The organism is Variovorax sp. Root434, assembly GCF_001426595.1.
Taxonomy (GTDB): Bacteria; Pseudomonadota; Gammaproteobacteria; order Burkholderiales; family Burkholderiaceae_C; genus Variovorax.
Genome location: NZ_LMEK01000022.1, coordinates 145,107 through 159,140, shown reverse-complemented (window position 1 = coordinate 159,140; position 14,034 = coordinate 145,107). Strand labels below are relative to the sequence as shown.

The 14,034-nt window shown below is 67.0% G+C and carries 12 protein-coding genes and 1 pseudogene; 8 read left to right on the top strand and 5 right to left on the bottom strand.

Annotated features, from left to right (window positions below; all coding sequences use genetic code 11):
* Window positions 1-6: 6 nt before the first annotated feature.
* From ASD05_RS30495 to rtcR, 3 genes and pseudogenes are all read right to left on the bottom strand, one after another.
* Window positions 7-336 (bottom strand): low molecular weight protein tyrosine phosphatase family protein, encoded by a 330-nt coding sequence (locus tag ASD05_RS30495; RefSeq protein ID WP_056595865.1) that lies wholly within the window; start codon window positions 334-336, stop codon window positions 7-9.
* 63 nt (window positions 337-399) lie between these two features.
* Window positions 400-864 (bottom strand): annotated as a pseudogene (locus tag ASD05_RS30490) (2'-5' RNA ligase family protein); the annotation flags it as partial.
* 16 nt (window positions 865-880) lie between these two features.
* Window positions 881-2,491, bottom strand: coding sequence for an RNA repair transcriptional activator RtcR (rtcR, locus tag ASD05_RS18260; protein ID WP_056595266.1), 1,611 nt, complete (start codon window positions 2,489-2,491; stop codon window positions 881-883).
* 214 nt (window positions 2,492-2,705) lie between these two features.
* On the opposite strand from rtcR, the gene ASD05_RS18255 reads away from it, so the two are divergent.
* From ASD05_RS18255 to ASD05_RS18225, 7 genes are all read left to right on the top strand, one after another.
* Window positions 2,706-4,259: a vWA domain-containing protein gene (locus ASD05_RS18255; protein ID WP_056595265.1), complete on the top strand. Its 1,554-nt coding sequence runs from the start codon at window positions 2,706-2,708 to the stop codon at window positions 4,257-4,259.
* Window positions 4,260-5,049: 790 nt separating this feature from the next.
* Window positions 5,050-6,273 (top strand): RtcB family protein, encoded by a 1,224-nt coding sequence (locus ASD05_RS18250; protein WP_056595862.1) that lies wholly within the window; start codon window positions 5,050-5,052, stop codon window positions 6,271-6,273.
* A 96-nt stretch (window positions 6,274-6,369) separates the two neighbouring features.
* Window positions 6,370-7,014, top strand: a complete 645-nt coding sequence (locus ASD05_RS18245; protein WP_056595263.1) for a zinc-ribbon domain containing protein — start codon at window positions 6,370-6,372, stop codon at window positions 7,012-7,014.
* 11 nt (window positions 7,015-7,025) lie between these two features.
* Entirely contained in the window at window positions 7,026-7,979 is a 954-nt protein-coding gene (locus tag ASD05_RS18240) for a ribonuclease Z (protein WP_235508028.1), read from the top strand.
* A 29-nt stretch (window positions 7,980-8,008) separates the two neighbouring features.
* On the top strand, window positions 8,009-8,854 hold the full coding sequence (locus tag ASD05_RS18235) for a nucleotidyltransferase domain-containing protein (RefSeq protein ID WP_056595261.1): 846 nt from the start codon (window positions 8,009-8,011) through the stop codon (window positions 8,852-8,854).
* A complete protein-coding gene (gene rtcA / locus ASD05_RS18230) occupies window positions 8,847-9,884 on the top strand; it encodes an RNA 3'-terminal phosphate cyclase (RefSeq protein WP_082572134.1) in 1,038 nt (345 codons plus the stop codon). Before ASD05_RS18235 ends, rtcA begins: the two co-directional genes overlap by 8 nt.
* Window positions 9,885-10,032: 148 nt before the next feature.
* Complete coding sequence (locus ASD05_RS18225) at window positions 10,033-11,094, top strand: maleylacetate reductase (RefSeq protein WP_056595259.1); 1,062 nt, start codon at window positions 10,033-10,035, stop codon at window positions 11,092-11,094.
* A gap of 27 nt (window positions 11,095-11,121) precedes the next feature.
* On the opposite strand, the gene ASD05_RS18220 is transcribed toward ASD05_RS18225, so the two are convergent.
* Entirely contained in the window at window positions 11,122-11,478 is a 357-nt protein-coding gene (locus ASD05_RS18220; protein WP_056595258.1) for a hypothetical protein, read from the bottom strand.
* Window positions 11,479-11,589: 111 nt separating this feature from the next.
* Window positions 11,590-13,248, bottom strand: coding sequence for an adenylate/guanylate cyclase domain-containing protein (locus ASD05_RS18215; protein ID WP_056595256.1), 1,659 nt, complete (start codon window positions 13,246-13,248; stop codon window positions 11,590-11,592).
* A gap of 29 nt (window positions 13,249-13,277) precedes the next feature.
* Here ASD05_RS18215 and ASD05_RS18210 point away from each other — a divergent pair, with 29 nt between their 5' ends.
* Window positions 13,278-14,021 (top strand): Crp/Fnr family transcriptional regulator, encoded by a 744-nt coding sequence (locus tag ASD05_RS18210; protein WP_200955455.1) that lies wholly within the window; start codon window positions 13,278-13,280, stop codon window positions 14,019-14,021.
* The last annotated feature ends 13 nt before the right edge of the window (window positions 14,022-14,034 follow it).

Below are 14,034 nucleotides of genomic sequence, written 5' to 3'. Positions count from 1 at the left end.
GGCGTGCTAGTCGATTTCAAGGATGGACCCCACCGAGCGTTCGAGCTCCTCGACCAGATCCGGGTCCATGTACTTGTAGTCGTCGGGAATGTCGAGCACGTGGATCGGCTTGCCTTCGAGCATCCGCGTGAACTCGGCCACCAGCCGCGACTTGTGTTTTTCTTCCATCACGAGGATGACGTCGGCCCATTCGATGTCGTCGACGGAAACTGTATGCCGCGCATTCGGGCTGGTGCCGGCGGAGCGCGCGGAGATCAGCGGGTGCTTGCGCCAGATGCGTTCTGCGGTCGGGCTGCGCCACTGGTTGCGGCTACAGATGAAGAGGACGTTGCGCATGGGTACCGGTGCTTTGGGCAGTCGGAAGACGTGCATGTCCTGCCAGCGCCCCGACGAGTTTTCGATCAGCGTGACTTCGGTGCAGTTCGCATGCACGGCGCCCGATGCGAGAAGGCGTGCCTCCAATTCGGCAGCCGCCGCATCCGCATCGAGCGCGTTGCCGTGCGCCACCGACAGATGCGGAATGACACCTTCGTGCTCGCCGCCATACGGCGGGAAATCGGGAAATGCATCCGCGAGCGCCAGTGTCATTTCGATGAAGGGCGCAGCCGGCTCCGGTGCGAGGTACGCGGTTTCGGGAAAGCGCCCGACCTTGCCCAGGGAGAAGGCAAACGAAGGCGTCCGATTCAGAGCCTGCCGCGCGTGCTCCAGCACTTCGGGTGTGATCAGCGCAGGGTCCATGAAAGGAACGAGCACCGTGACGTGCGCCGGCACACCCAGTGCGGCGGTCGCGTCGTAGCGGCGGCGCAAGTCCTCGACGAGAGGCTCGGCGGCGGGGACTTTCACGGCGAATGCAGAGATGGCCATCGCGGCGGAGGATAGCTCAGGCGTCGGCGATCCGGCCCCACTCGAGCCCATGCTTGGCGAGGTACTTGCGCAGCCTGTCCGCGTCGTTCACCACGCTGCGCTGCGCGCGTGAGGCCTGGAACAGCTGGCGGCCCGCATCCGACAGGCTGCGCGACTGCCGGCATACGCGCATCACCGCCTCGAGCTGGAGCCGATCGAACAGATCGAGCGCGGCGCTGCGTTCCTCGCCGAGCAGGGCGTCCAGGTCGACGCCGCTGCCCTCGGCAGGTGCAGCGGCACCGGCATGCTTCCACAGCCACCGCAGCCGGGCAATCTCCGCCTCGACCAGCGCCACCGGAATGCGTCCGCCATCGGCGAGCGTCGCCAGCCGCGTCACGCTCGCGGAGAGATCGCGGAAGTTGCCGCTCCAGATCGCCTCGCCGCTCTGCGCAAAGCGCAGATAGGCCGCGCGCGCCTCGGCGTTGAAGCGCACCACGCGATGGTTCTCCGCCGCGTGAATGGCCAGCAGGTGGTCGACGTTGGGCTCGATGTCTTCGGGTCGCTGCGCGAGGCCCGGCAGGTCGTAGGTCCAGAGGTTGATGCGTGCGAACAGGTCTTCGCGGAAGCGCCCCTCGGCCACGTCGCTGCGCAGGTCGCGGTTGGTGCCGGCGATCAGCTGGAAGTCGCTTTCCACTTCCTTGTCGGCACCCACGGGGAAGAAGCGCTTCTCCTCGATCGCCTTCAGCAGCATTGCCTGCTCGTCGGGCCCGAGCTCACCGATCTCGTCGAGGAAGAGGACGCCCTGGTGCGCGGTGCGCAGCAGGCCCGCGCGGTCGGCCGCGGCGCCGGTGAATGAGCCCTTCTTGTGACCGAACAGCGTGGAGGCCGCGCCGTCGCCGCGCAGCGTCGCGCAGTTCACTTCGACGAACGGCCCCGTCATCTGGTGCCGCGCCTGCTTCAGCTCGAACATGCGCCGCGCCAGGAACGACTTGCCCGCACCGGTGGGCCCGACCAGCAGGATGGGCGCGCGCGAGCGCACGGCCACGCGCTCGATCTCGTCGATCAGCGCATTGAAGCGCGCATTGCGCGTGGCGATCCCGCTCTTCAGGAACGCGACCGCATCGCGCTGCTCCGCATCGAAGCGCCGCGCGATCGCGTCGTAGCGCGAGAGGTCGAGGTCGATCAGCGTGCACTTGCCGGCCTCGCCTTCGCGCTGCTTCTTCGGCGGCGAGGTCTGCGCCAGCACGCCGGGCACCACGCGCGATTCGGACAGCAGGAACATGCAGATCTGCGCGACGTGCGTGCCGGTGGTGATGTGCGTCCAATACTGCTCGCGCTCGGTGTCGAAGGGATAGCCGCGCGCCCAGTCGTACAGGCGCGTGTAGACCTCGCCGAAGTCCCACGGGTCCTCGAGATCGATCGGCACGAGATTGACCGTGGTCTCGGGCGACACGGTGGCGATGTCGGCCTTCACCACCTCGGCCAGCGCCTTGTGCCGCAGTGTGTAGAGCAGCTCCATGCGCGCGACGACCATGTCCTCGTGCTGTGCGAGCGAGACCGTGGGGCGCCACTTGTTCCAGCGGCCCGCGCCTTGGCCGGCGTCGAGCTGGGTGCCGAGGAAGCCGATGACGACGATGGGTTTCTTCATTAATTGGATAAATAGCTATCCAAAATTATAAGAAATGAATGTGAGCCAGAGGACGGTTTGCCACGCTCGGATGTTCGAAAGTGGAAAAATTTCAATCAAATCAACAGCTTGAAAGATTGATTCGTCGAGGGCGAGTGCGCTGGCACACCCGTTGCAATAAGGATCACAACTCAAGAAGACAACCGAACAAAAGAACCGAACAAGGAGAAGTCACATGGCCAACCTTCAACTCTTCCAGACGCTGCGCGGTGCCCTGCAACCCGCTGCCGATGTCCGCAACGAAGCCGGTGGCGCCGCCTATGCGCTGTCGCCCAAGCACCGTCTGGCGCAGCTCGCGGCCACCGGTTGCCTGAACAACACGTTCTACGCGCAGGCTCAGGATCAGCTCGACGCCGTGCTGGCCCTGGCCCGAGAAGTCGATCCGCTGTTCGTGGCCAAGACGGCCGTGTACGCCCGCCGCGCAGGCCACATGAAGGACATGCCGGCACTGCTGGCCGCCACGCTGGCGGTGCGCGATGTATCGCTGCTGGCTAAGGTGTTTGGCCGCGTGGTCGACAACGGCAAGATGCTGCGCAACTTCGTGCAGATGCTGCGTTCCGGCGCGGTGGGCCGGAAGTCGCTCGGTACGCGTCCGAAGAAGCTGGTGCAGCAATGGCTGCTCGAAGCGACCGAAGCGCACCTGCTGAACGCTGCCGTGGGCAACACGCCGTCGCTGGCCGACGTGGTGAAGATGGTTCACCCGAAGCCCGCCGAAGCCTGGCGTGCCGCGTGGTTCGCATGGCTGATCGATCGTCCGTATGCATTGGAGGCGCTGCCTCCGGTCACGCAGGCCTTCGAACGCTTCAAGCGCGATCGTACGCAGGATGTGCCCGACGTGCCCTTCCAGATGCTGACCGCGCTGGAACTGAATACGCAGGCCTGGGCGCAGATCGCGCAGCGTGGTTCGTGGCAGATGGTGCGTCAGAACCTGAACACCTTCGCTCGTCACGGCGTGTTCGCATTGCCCGGCCTCGCCGAAGCGGTGGCCGCCAAGCTGCGCGATCCGCTGGCGGTGGCAAAGGCTCGCGTGCTGCCGTACCAGCTGATGGCCGCTTGGAAGGCCGCCGGTGCCGATGTGCCGCATGTGGTGAAGGAGGCGCTGCAAGACGCGATGGAACTCGCGCTGGCCAATGTGCCGCAGTTCGAGGGCCGCGTGGTGGTGTGTCCGGACGTGTCGGGCTCGATGAGCTCGCCGGTGACGGGTCACCGCGGTTCGGCTACCACGACGGTGCGATGCATCGACGTGGCCGCGCTGGTGGCTGCTGCTGTGCTGCGCCGCAATGCGGATGCGCGTGTGCTGCCTTTCGAGACGAAGGTGGTTTCGCTGCAACTGAATCCTCGCGATTCGGTGATGACCAACGCGGCCAAGCTGGCGGCGGTGGGCGGCGGCGGTACCTCGTGCAGCGCGCCGCTGGCGTTGCTGAACCGCGAGAAAGCGCATGCCGATCTGGTGGTGCTGGTGTCGGACAACGAGTCGTGGGCCGACCCTGCACGTGGCCGCGGTACCGCAACCATGCAGGAATGGGCAGCGTTCAAGAAGCGCAACCCGAAGGCGCGGATGGTGTGCATCGACATCCAGCCTTATGCGACCACTCAGGCGCAGGAGCGTGACGATGTGCTGAACATCGGTGGCTTCAGCGACGAAGTGTTCAAGCTGCTGGCGGTGTATGCCGCGGGCGGCCTGGGCGCCGACCATTGGGTGGGTGTGATCGAGGAAACCTCGGTCTGAGAGTGCGAGGGCGTCGCGGGTCTTGCTCGCGGCGCTCCCCGCCGATCGAATTGATGTCGTCGTCCGGCGAATGCAGATGTGAGTACATCCAACCATGTTCTCCTCACATCGATCGTTAGTCGCCGGACGGGGACGCGAAGTTGAAGTGCGAATGCAAGCAGGACTACATCCGGCACGGCCGGGGTTCGAATCCCAGCGCCAGCGTGCTGGCGTGGCCTATGTCTTGTCATCCTTGTCGCACTGTTTTTTTTCAGCGAATGCTGGTGGAACTACAGAGTCTTAATCTCGTGGTCGCGGGTTCGAATCCCGCCGGTCGAAAGACCGTAGCTCAGTGGTTAGAGCACGACGTTTCGCCGACTCTTGTCGCTGCTTTTTTGTTTCGAGGTGAATGCAGGTGGGTTTACAGGTAAGAGCGTCATGGTCTTGGCCATGAAGGTCCCGGGTCCGAGTCCCGGTCTGTTTCGGCAGATAGCTCAGTTCAGAACCCGCCGCTCCTGGTCACCTCTTTTTTGGTTTTTGGGCACGCAGGCACAGAAGGGGGCGCCACTGCCAAAAATGTTGATATTGCCGGCAGTCCGGGTAGCACCGGATGCGGCGGGAAAGTCGGTCGACGAGCAAGGTTGAGGATGCAGGTGCTGGCTCCGATGACGGGTCTGTCACTGGTGCGCGTTTCCAATCGTCGACTGGGCCGCTGGATTGAAACACCACGGTCGCCGTATTGATGCGGGTTCGAATCCCGCCGTGTCCACCATTGGTGAGAAAGTACAGAGAGAGAGAAAGAGAGATGGAAATGGAAAAGAACTACAACCTGCACGAAGTCGAGAATGGCGTTCCCGTGAAGATGTGGACCCGCGGCGTGCCCGTGGAAGCCGAAGCGCAGAAGCAGCTCGAGAACTCGGCCCGCCTGCCCATCGTGTTCAAGCACATCGCGGCCATGCCCGACGTGCACTACGGCATCGGTGCGACCGTGGGTTCGGTGATCCCGACCTTCAAGGCCGTCATCCCGGCCGCGGTGGGCGTGGACATCGGTTGCGGAATGATGGCGTGCAAGACCACGCTGCACGCCAACGACCTGCCCGATAACCTGGGACCGCTGCGCTCCGCGATCGAGAAGGCCGTGCCGCACGGCTCGAACCCCAAGCGCATGGGCCGGGACAAGGGCTCGTGGGAGACGCCTCCCAACGAAACCGACGTGGCCTGGGCCGGGCTGGTGGACGAGTTCGACGCGATCTGCGAGGACTATCCGCGCCTGAAGAACACCAACAACCACAAGCACCTGGGAACGCTGGGTACGGGCAACCACTTCATCGAGGTGTGCCTCGATGAAGCGGGTTCGGTGTGGTTCATGCTGCATTCGGGTTCGCGCGGCGTGGGCAATGCCATCGGCACGCACTTCATCGAGCTTGCCAAGAAGGATGCCGAGCTGCACCAGCGCAACCTGCCCGATCAGGATCTGGCGTACTTCGAGGAAGGCGCCAAGTACTTCGGCGACTACGTGCGTGCGGTGGGCTGGGCCCAGAAGTTCGCGCGAGCGAACCGCGAAGTGATGATGCAGCGCGTGGTCGCGGCCGTGCGCAAGGTCATCACCAAGCCTTTCGAGGCACATGTGGAAGCGGTGAACTGCCACCACAACTACGTGAGCCGCGAGACGCACTTCGGTGAAGACGTGCTCGTGACCCGCAAGGGCGCGGTGAGCGCGAAAGCCGGCGAGCTGGGGATCATCCCCGGCAGCATGGGCGCCAAGAGCTTCATCGTGCGCGGAAAGGGCAACCCCGAGAGCTTCATGAGCTGCAGCCACGGCGCCGGTCGAAAGATGAGCCGTACCAAGGCGAAGAAGCTCTTCACCATCGCCGACCAGATCGCCGCGACCGAAGGCGTGGAATGCCGAAAGGATGCCGACGTGATCGACGAGATCCCGATGGCCTACAAGGACATCGACGCGGTGATGGATGCGCAGAAGGACCTGGTGGAGGTGGTCTACACGCTCAAGCAGGTCGTATGCGTGAAGGGGTGAAAACGAGGCCGATCCGCGGCCTCATGGGTGCGGTGTTGTAGGAGGAAGGGTTCGGCCCGCTTTCGCAACACCGTACGTATTGCGAAGGTTTGAAAGATGAAGAAAAGCAACAAGCAACGCCGCGCCGAAATCAAGGCGCGTCGCCTCGAGCGCGCTACTGCGTCGGCTGCACGTCTGCGCTTGCCGGATGTCCGCCTGCCGCAGCCAGCCTTCGCATTTGCGATCGGCTGCGAGCCGGCGGATCGGCTCGTCCTGCAGCAGTACAACAACACTTACGGATTGCTGCCGGACTTCTATGTTGCGCGTCCCTTCACCTGCCGCGATTGCGGGGCTGAAGAACTGTGGACGGCGAAGCAGCAGAAGTGGTGGTACGAAGTGGTGCACGGACATATCGACAGCCGCGCCGTGCGATGCCTGGCATGCCGCCGCGCGCGACGCGAGCGCCTGTTGAATGCGGCACCGGGTGCAAACCTCCTGCGCGAGCAGACGGATCGTCTTCGCGCGTTGGGCGCGGTGAAACCGAATGCGCGAGCTGTGGCCGAAGTCGATGCCGCGCTTGAAAGCAAATGGTGGAGCCTGCGCGTCGTGGCGATCCAGACGATGGGCCGCTGGGGAGGTGCGGAGAATCTCGAAAGGCTCAACGCATTCATGGCGGCCCGTTCGGAAGGCGGGCGCCGATACTTCAGTTGGGAGCGCGTCGCCGCGGACGCCGCGAAGAGTGCATTGATGCGCAGGGAGTGATTGAGATGATGATGAAACTGACTTTCCTGGGGACCTCCTCCGGCACCCCCACGCGCCACCGCAACGTCTCCGGCCTCGCGGTGCAGACGGTGCTCGGCGCCGACTGGTTCCTGGTCGAATGCGGCGAAGGCACGCAGCATCGCGTGTTGCAAACGCCGCTGTCGCTGAACGACCTGGCGGCCGTCTGCATCACGCACGTGCACGGCGACCACTGCTACGGCCTGCCGGGCCTGCTCGCAAGCGCGGGCATGAACAAGCGCACGAAGCCGTTGAAGCTGATCGCGCCGCTGCCGGTGTGGGAGTGGTTCGAAGCCACGCGCCAACTGACCGACCTGCACCTGCCCTATGAGGTGGAGCACGTCGATCTGGAGAACCAGGCGCTGGTGTACGAGACACCCGGCGTGCGCATCGAGCGTCACCTGCTGCGGCATCGCGTACCTAGCCACGCCTATCGCGTGCAGGTCGAGACGCGGCGCGTGCGGCTGAAGGCCGATGCGCTGCGGGCCGTCGGCCTTCCGCCCGGCCCCGCATGGCGCGCGCTGCAGACCGGCGAGGACGTGCCCTTCAACGGCGACGTGCTGCGCAGTGCCGACTACACGGAAACGCAGGTCGACACGGCCGCCGCCGTGCTGGGCGGCGACAACGCCGAGCCCGCGCTGCTGCGCGATGCCTGCCAGGGGGCGCAGCTGCTGGTGCACGAGGCCACCTTCACGCAGGACGCGCTCGACAAGGTCGGCCCCGGACCGATGCACAGTTCCGCGCGCATGCTGGCCGAGTTCGCGCAAGCCGTGGAGGTGCCGAACCTGGTCCTCACGCATTTCAGCGCACGCCACCAGAACGAAGAGGGCATGGCGGCGCTGATGGCGGAGACGCAGGTGCATTACCGCGGGCATGCGTTCCTGGCCAACGACCTGGACGTTTACGAACTCGACAGTGCCGGCAACGTGGCCGTCACCCGGGCCTGACCAAAGAAGAGAAGAAAAGAAAAAAACAAATGAGCAAAGAAGAATTCCTGCGCTCCGCCCACCCCATCGAGCCCGCCATGCGCGCGCAGATCATGGACGCCCTGCGCGACATCGAAGCGAAGAACGACGTGAGCGTGCTGTTCGCCTGCGAATCCGGCAGCCGCGGCTGGGGCTTCGCCTCGCCCGACAGCGACTACGACGTGCGCTTCATCTACGTCAACCGGCTGCCGTGGTACCTCACGGTGCAGCCGCGCCGCGACGTGATCGAGGTGCCGATCAGCGGCGACCTCGACATCAACGGCTGGGACCTGCGCAAGGCGCTGGGCCTGATGCGCGAGTCGAACCCGACGCTGCTCGAGTGGCTGCGCTCGCCCATCGTCTACCGCGACGACGCGGTGGCGATGCCGCGTTTCCGCGCGCTGTCGGAGGCGGTGTTCTCCAACGCGCGCGGCTGGCACCACTACAGCTCGATGGCGAAGAAGAACTTCCGCGAGCATTTGCAGGCCGACGAGGTGCGCTACAAGAAGTACCTCTACGTGCTGCGCCCGCTGCTGGCCGCGCGCTGGATCCGCTCGCAGCCCGGCGTGCCGCCGATGCGCTTCGCCGACCTGGCGCAGCGCACACTCGATGCGGCGCGCGACGCCACGCTGATCGACGAGATCAACGCGCTGCTCGAGGTGAAGATGCGCGCCGGCGAAGCTGCGACCAGCCCGCGCTGGCCCGGCATCCATGCGTTCATCGAGTCGGAGCTGGCGGCCAACGCGGCCGAGCTGGTGACGCCGCTGCCGCAGGCCGAAGAGGCCGGCCTCGATGCGTTCCTGCATGAGACGGTGCTGCGCTTCGACAAAGAAGAACAGGAGGCTGCGCATGGTTGAACTCGACGGCTCGCAGGGCGAGGGCGGCGGCCAGATCCTGCGCACCAGCCTCGCGCTGTCGGTGGCCACGGGCCAGCCGCTGGCCATCGAGAAGATCCGTGCCGGCCGCGCCAAGCCGGGCCTGATGCGTCAGCACCTCGCGTGCGTGAACGCGGCCGCTGAAATCAGCGGCGCGAAGGTGGAGGGCGCGGAGCTCGGCTCGCAGTCGCTGCGCTTCGCGCCCGGCCCGGTGCGCGCGGGCGAGTACCGCTTTTCGATCTCCAGCGCGGGCAGCTGCATGCTGGTGCTGCAGACCGTGCTGCCGCCGCTGCTACTTGCCGGTGCGGCCAGCCGCGTGCACCTGAGCGGTGGCACGCACAACCCGATGGCGCCGCCGTTCCATTTCCTGGAGCGTGCCTTCGCGCCATTGGTGCGCCGGCTGGGCGCCGATCTGCAGCTGACGCTGCGCCGCTGCGGCTTCTATCCGGCCGGTGGTGGCGAGGTCGAGGCGACGATCGTTCCAGCGGCCGGCGCGCTGCAGCCCTTCGACCTGATGGCGCGCGGCGAACATCGGTCGAGCCATGCCGAATGCCTGGCGCCCGGGCTGCCGCGCCATGTGCCGACGCGCGAGCTCGACACGCTGGGCGGCGCGATGGGCTGGTCCGGCGAGCAGCTGCGTTTCGGCACGGCGCGCCAGAACGAAGGCCCCGGCAACGCGTTGCTGGCCACGCTGGCGTACGAGCACGTCACCGAGGTGTTCACGGCCTTCGGCGAGAAGTCGCTGAGCGCCGAGCAGGTGGCGCATGGCCTGGTGAAGGAGCTGCGTGAATTCCAGAAGAGCGAGGCCGCGGTCGGCCCGCATCTCGCGGATCAACTGGCGCTGCTGCTGGCGCTCGCCGCCTGGCAGGGCAAGAAGGCCTGCGCCTTCACCTGCAGCGAGGTGACGGAACACACGCGTACCAACTGCGCGGTGATCGAGCGCTTTCTGCCAGTGCGCTTCGCGATCGTCGAGAGCCGCCAGGTCTGCACGGTGCGGGTCTCGCCGGCCTGAGGAAGAGAACGCCGGAACGCCGCTGGCTCGGGCAAGCGGAAAACTCCTTTCCACTCCTGTTGTTGAATGGGGAGCGGCCTAGCGGGATACTCGCGCGATGGGCCGCCGGCACCGGTTGCCTCCTGAACATTCGAGAGACAGCAAAGCCATGACCATCCCCTCGTTCGTCTACAACAGCGTGCCGCAGCGCGTGGTGTTCGGCGCCGGTTCGCTGCAGCACCTGGCGCGCGAGATCGATGCGCTCGGTGCACGCCGGGCGCTGGTGCTGTCCACGCCCGAGCAGCGCCCGCAGGCCGAGCGCGTGGCCGACATGCTCGGCAGCCATGCGGCCGGTGTGTTCGACCGCGCCGTGATGCACGTGCCCATCGAGACCGCGCGCGAGGCGCGCGAGGTGGCGGCCCGGCTGGGCGCGGATTGCGCGGTGGCCATCGGCGGCGGTTCGACCACCGGGCTGGGCAAGGCCATTGCGCTCGATTCGGGCCTGCCGATCCTCGCCATCCCGACCACCTACGCGGGCTCCGAGATGACGCCGATCTACGGCATCACGGAAGCCGGCATGAAGAAGACGGGCAAGGACTTCAGGGTGCTGCCGCGCACGGTGATCTATGACCCCGAGCTGTCTCTGAGCCTGCCCGTGGGCATCAGCGTGACCAGCGGCATCAACGCCATCGCGCATGCGGCCGAAGGACTCTACGCGGTCGATTCGAATCCGATCATGGACCTGATGGCGCAGGAGGGCATTGCTGCACTGGGCCGCGCATTGCCCGCCATCCGCGCCACGCCGTACGACCCGGGCGCGCGCAGCGATGCGCTCTACGGCGCATGGCTCTGCGGCACGGTGCTCGGCAACGTCGGCATGGCGCTGCACCACAAGCTGTGCCACACGCTGGGCGGCAGCTTCAACCTGCCGCACGCCGAGACCCACACCATCGTGCTGCCGCATGCACTCGCCTACAACGCCGAGGCGGCGCCGCAGGCCATGGCGCGCATCGCGAAGGCACTGGGGGGGAGCAGCGCCGCGCAGGCCATGTACGACCTCGCGCGCGACAACGGCGCGCCGGTCGCGCTGCGCGACATCGGCATGAAGGAATCGGACCTCGACCTGGCCTGCGAGCACGCGCTCAAGAACCAGTATCCCAATCCGCGCCCGCTGGAGCGCGCTGCGATCCGCGCCTTGCTGCAGGACGCCTGGGAAGGTGCGCGGCCCTGAACCGGCGGAGCAGGGCCGCGCCGCTGTTTACAGGCCGGCCTGGCGCGTGAACGACACCGTCGGCTTCTTGTAGGCCGAGGGCACTTCGTCGCGGTAGAAGGCGCGGCGGTCCAGGCTTTGCAGCGGGTTGTGTGCGGCGGCCACGGCCTGGTCGCGCACGGCGCTGCGGTCGAGCGTGGAGTTGACGGCCACGGTGCCTTCGGCGGCGCTGTCCGAGTACGGGTTGCCCTCGCGCGCGGCGGCAATGGCTTCAGCCTTCACGTCGGCACGGCTGGCGAACGGGGTGATGGCCTGCACGCCTTCGTAGCTTTCGGCATGTGCGCCGGCAGCGCCCAGCAGGGCGAGAGCGGCGGCGGAAACGGCGATGAGTTGCTTGGTGTTCATGGGAGTCCCTTTGGATGTCTGTGTGGGCGGCGGACATTCGTCGTTGCCACGAGATGCAGTGTGAAACCGCATCGTGGTTCGCGCTGTGCGTTTGCGCACCGCTTTCGGCGATCACGCAGGTGCTCGGAGCACTTCGAGCGGTTCGGAGCGGCCGCGCACGGTGAGCGTTTCGACTGCGCCCATCGCATCCGCTACGCCGGCCTGCTCGGCCGCGAACAGCGACACGACGAGGCGCGATGCCGCGGTCTTCGAGTGGTCCTGCAGCCGGCTCGCGGTGTTGACCACTTCGCCGATGGCCGTGAAGGTCGTGGTCTCCAGGTAGCCCACTTCACCTACCGCGGCGCGCCCCGCATGCAGGCCCATGCCGAACTCCAGCCGCTGGCCGAATTGCGCCTCGAAGCCTTCGCTCCAGGCGTCCATGCGCTGGCCGATCAGCTCGGTGGCGCGCAGCGCCTGCCTGCAGGCGGTGGGAAGGTCGCACTCGAGCCCGAAGATCGCCATCACGCTGTCGCCGATGAACTGGTTCGGCACGCCGCCGCTCTCGCGCACGGCTGCGCCCACGGTGGCGAAGTAGCGGTCGAGCACATAGGCCAGGTCGAAGGGCCACTGCCGCTCCGACAGGCCCGACCAGCGCCGCAGGTCGACGAACAGGATCGCCACGTCGCGCTCGCGCCCGAAGCTGCCGACCGGCGCGGGCCGGCCTTCGTTGGGCAGCGGCGCGAACAGCGGTGTGACCTCGATGTCGCCGCGTGGGCGCAGCTGGCAGGCCAGGCGCACGTCGGCCGGTGCGCGCACGCGTTCGAGCGTGCGCTGCTCGTCGCGGCCGGGCTCGCCGATGTGCTCGGCCGGGCCGGCCACGCGCACGCGGCAGGTCGAGCAGCGCGCCCGGCCGCCGCAGATCGAGACGTGCGCGATGCCGTGCGAGCGGCTCGCCTCCAGCACGCTCCAGCCGCGCGGCACCTGCACCGTGCGACCGGGATAGCGCAACGCCACGGACGCCTGTCGCGACCAGCGCGCCAAGCCGTTGCGCCCCCAGCGCGCCGCGAGCAGCGCGACCAACGCCAACCCGTAGAACCACTTGATGCCGCCTTCGGCCGCATTGAGCGCCTTGCCCTGCTCAGGCGTCGGCAGCGTGACCGGCGGCACACCGGTCCACTGGAACTCGCGCCCCATCGACACGAAGCCCATCGCCGCCGTCAGCGGCAGCGCCACCGCGATGGCCAACAGCAGATGGGAGAAGCGCCGCCAGGCCGGTTTCACCCGCAGTGCGAAGTGCAGGCCCAGGCAGCCGTGGGCCCAGGCCGCGAGCATCATGCCGAGCTGCGCGGCCGCGCCTTGCCAGTCCCACAACCCCCAGACCACGCGCACGTACGAGCCCTCGATGCCATAGGCCAGGTAGGCGCCGCGCATGGCTGTGAGGTGCGTGGCCAGCAGCAGCGGTAGCGCGAAGCCGAGCAGCACGCGCAGGCCTTCGAGCGGCGGCATGCGCAGCGTGCGGCGCTCCCACAGGGCGACCACGGCCAGCGCCAGGTGCACGGCGGCCGCCCCATACAGCAGCACCGTGCCCGGCAGGCTGTGCCAGAACTTCTGCACGCCGCGCAGCACGGTCTCGGCCGCGGCAAAGGAATAGATGCCCAGCGAATGATTCAGCAGGTGCGCCGTGACGTAGGCCATCAGCACCAGCCCGCTCGCCCAGCGGAGATTGCGCCGTGTCGGCGGTCTCAGCGGAAAAATGGGGCCCGAAGGGGTGCGGGGGGAACGTCTGTCCATGAACGGGTTCGAAGCGGCACCCGAGCATAATGCGCGCGCCCCCACCGACCCCCGGCATGGCCAAACCTGAACCTTCCTCTCCCCGCTCCAGCCTTGCACTGCGCCAGATCGCGCTGCTCGAAGGCCTTTCCGACCGGCGCCTGGACCTGCTGGCCCAGCAATGCCTGTGGCACAGCGTGGAGGCCGGCAAGCCCTTGCTGCTGCGCGCCGAGCAGCAGGGCGAGGTGTTCCTGCTGGTGTCGGGCCGGGTGCGGGTGACGACCTATTCGGCCAACGGCCGGCAGGTCACCTTCCGCGATTCCGAAGCCGGCGAGCACTTCGGGGACATCTCCGCCATCGACGGCGGCCCGCGCTCCGCCGACGTGGTCACGCTGGAGCCCAGCGTGGTCGCCAGCCTCGACCGCGCCGCCTTCATGGCCCTGCTGCGCGACGAGCCGATGGTGGCCGAGCGGGTGATGCTGCGGCTGGCGTCATTGGTGCGCCAGCTGTCGGAGCGCGTCATCGACCTGAGCACCCTCGGCGTGCAGAACCGGCTGCATGCCGAACTGCTGCGCTTGGCCCGCGCAGCCGGCGTGGAGGGCAACCAGGCCCGGCTCGACCCGGCGCCCAAGCACGCGGCGCTGGCCAGCCAGATCAGCACCAACCGCGAGCAGGTGACCCGCGAACTCAACGTGCTGGTGCGCAGCGGCGTGCTGCGCAAGGACGACAAGGCGCTGCTGGTGGCCGACGTGGCCCGCCTGGAGGCGATGGTCTCCCAGGTCAGGGGCGATTAGTGCTCTCCCCCAG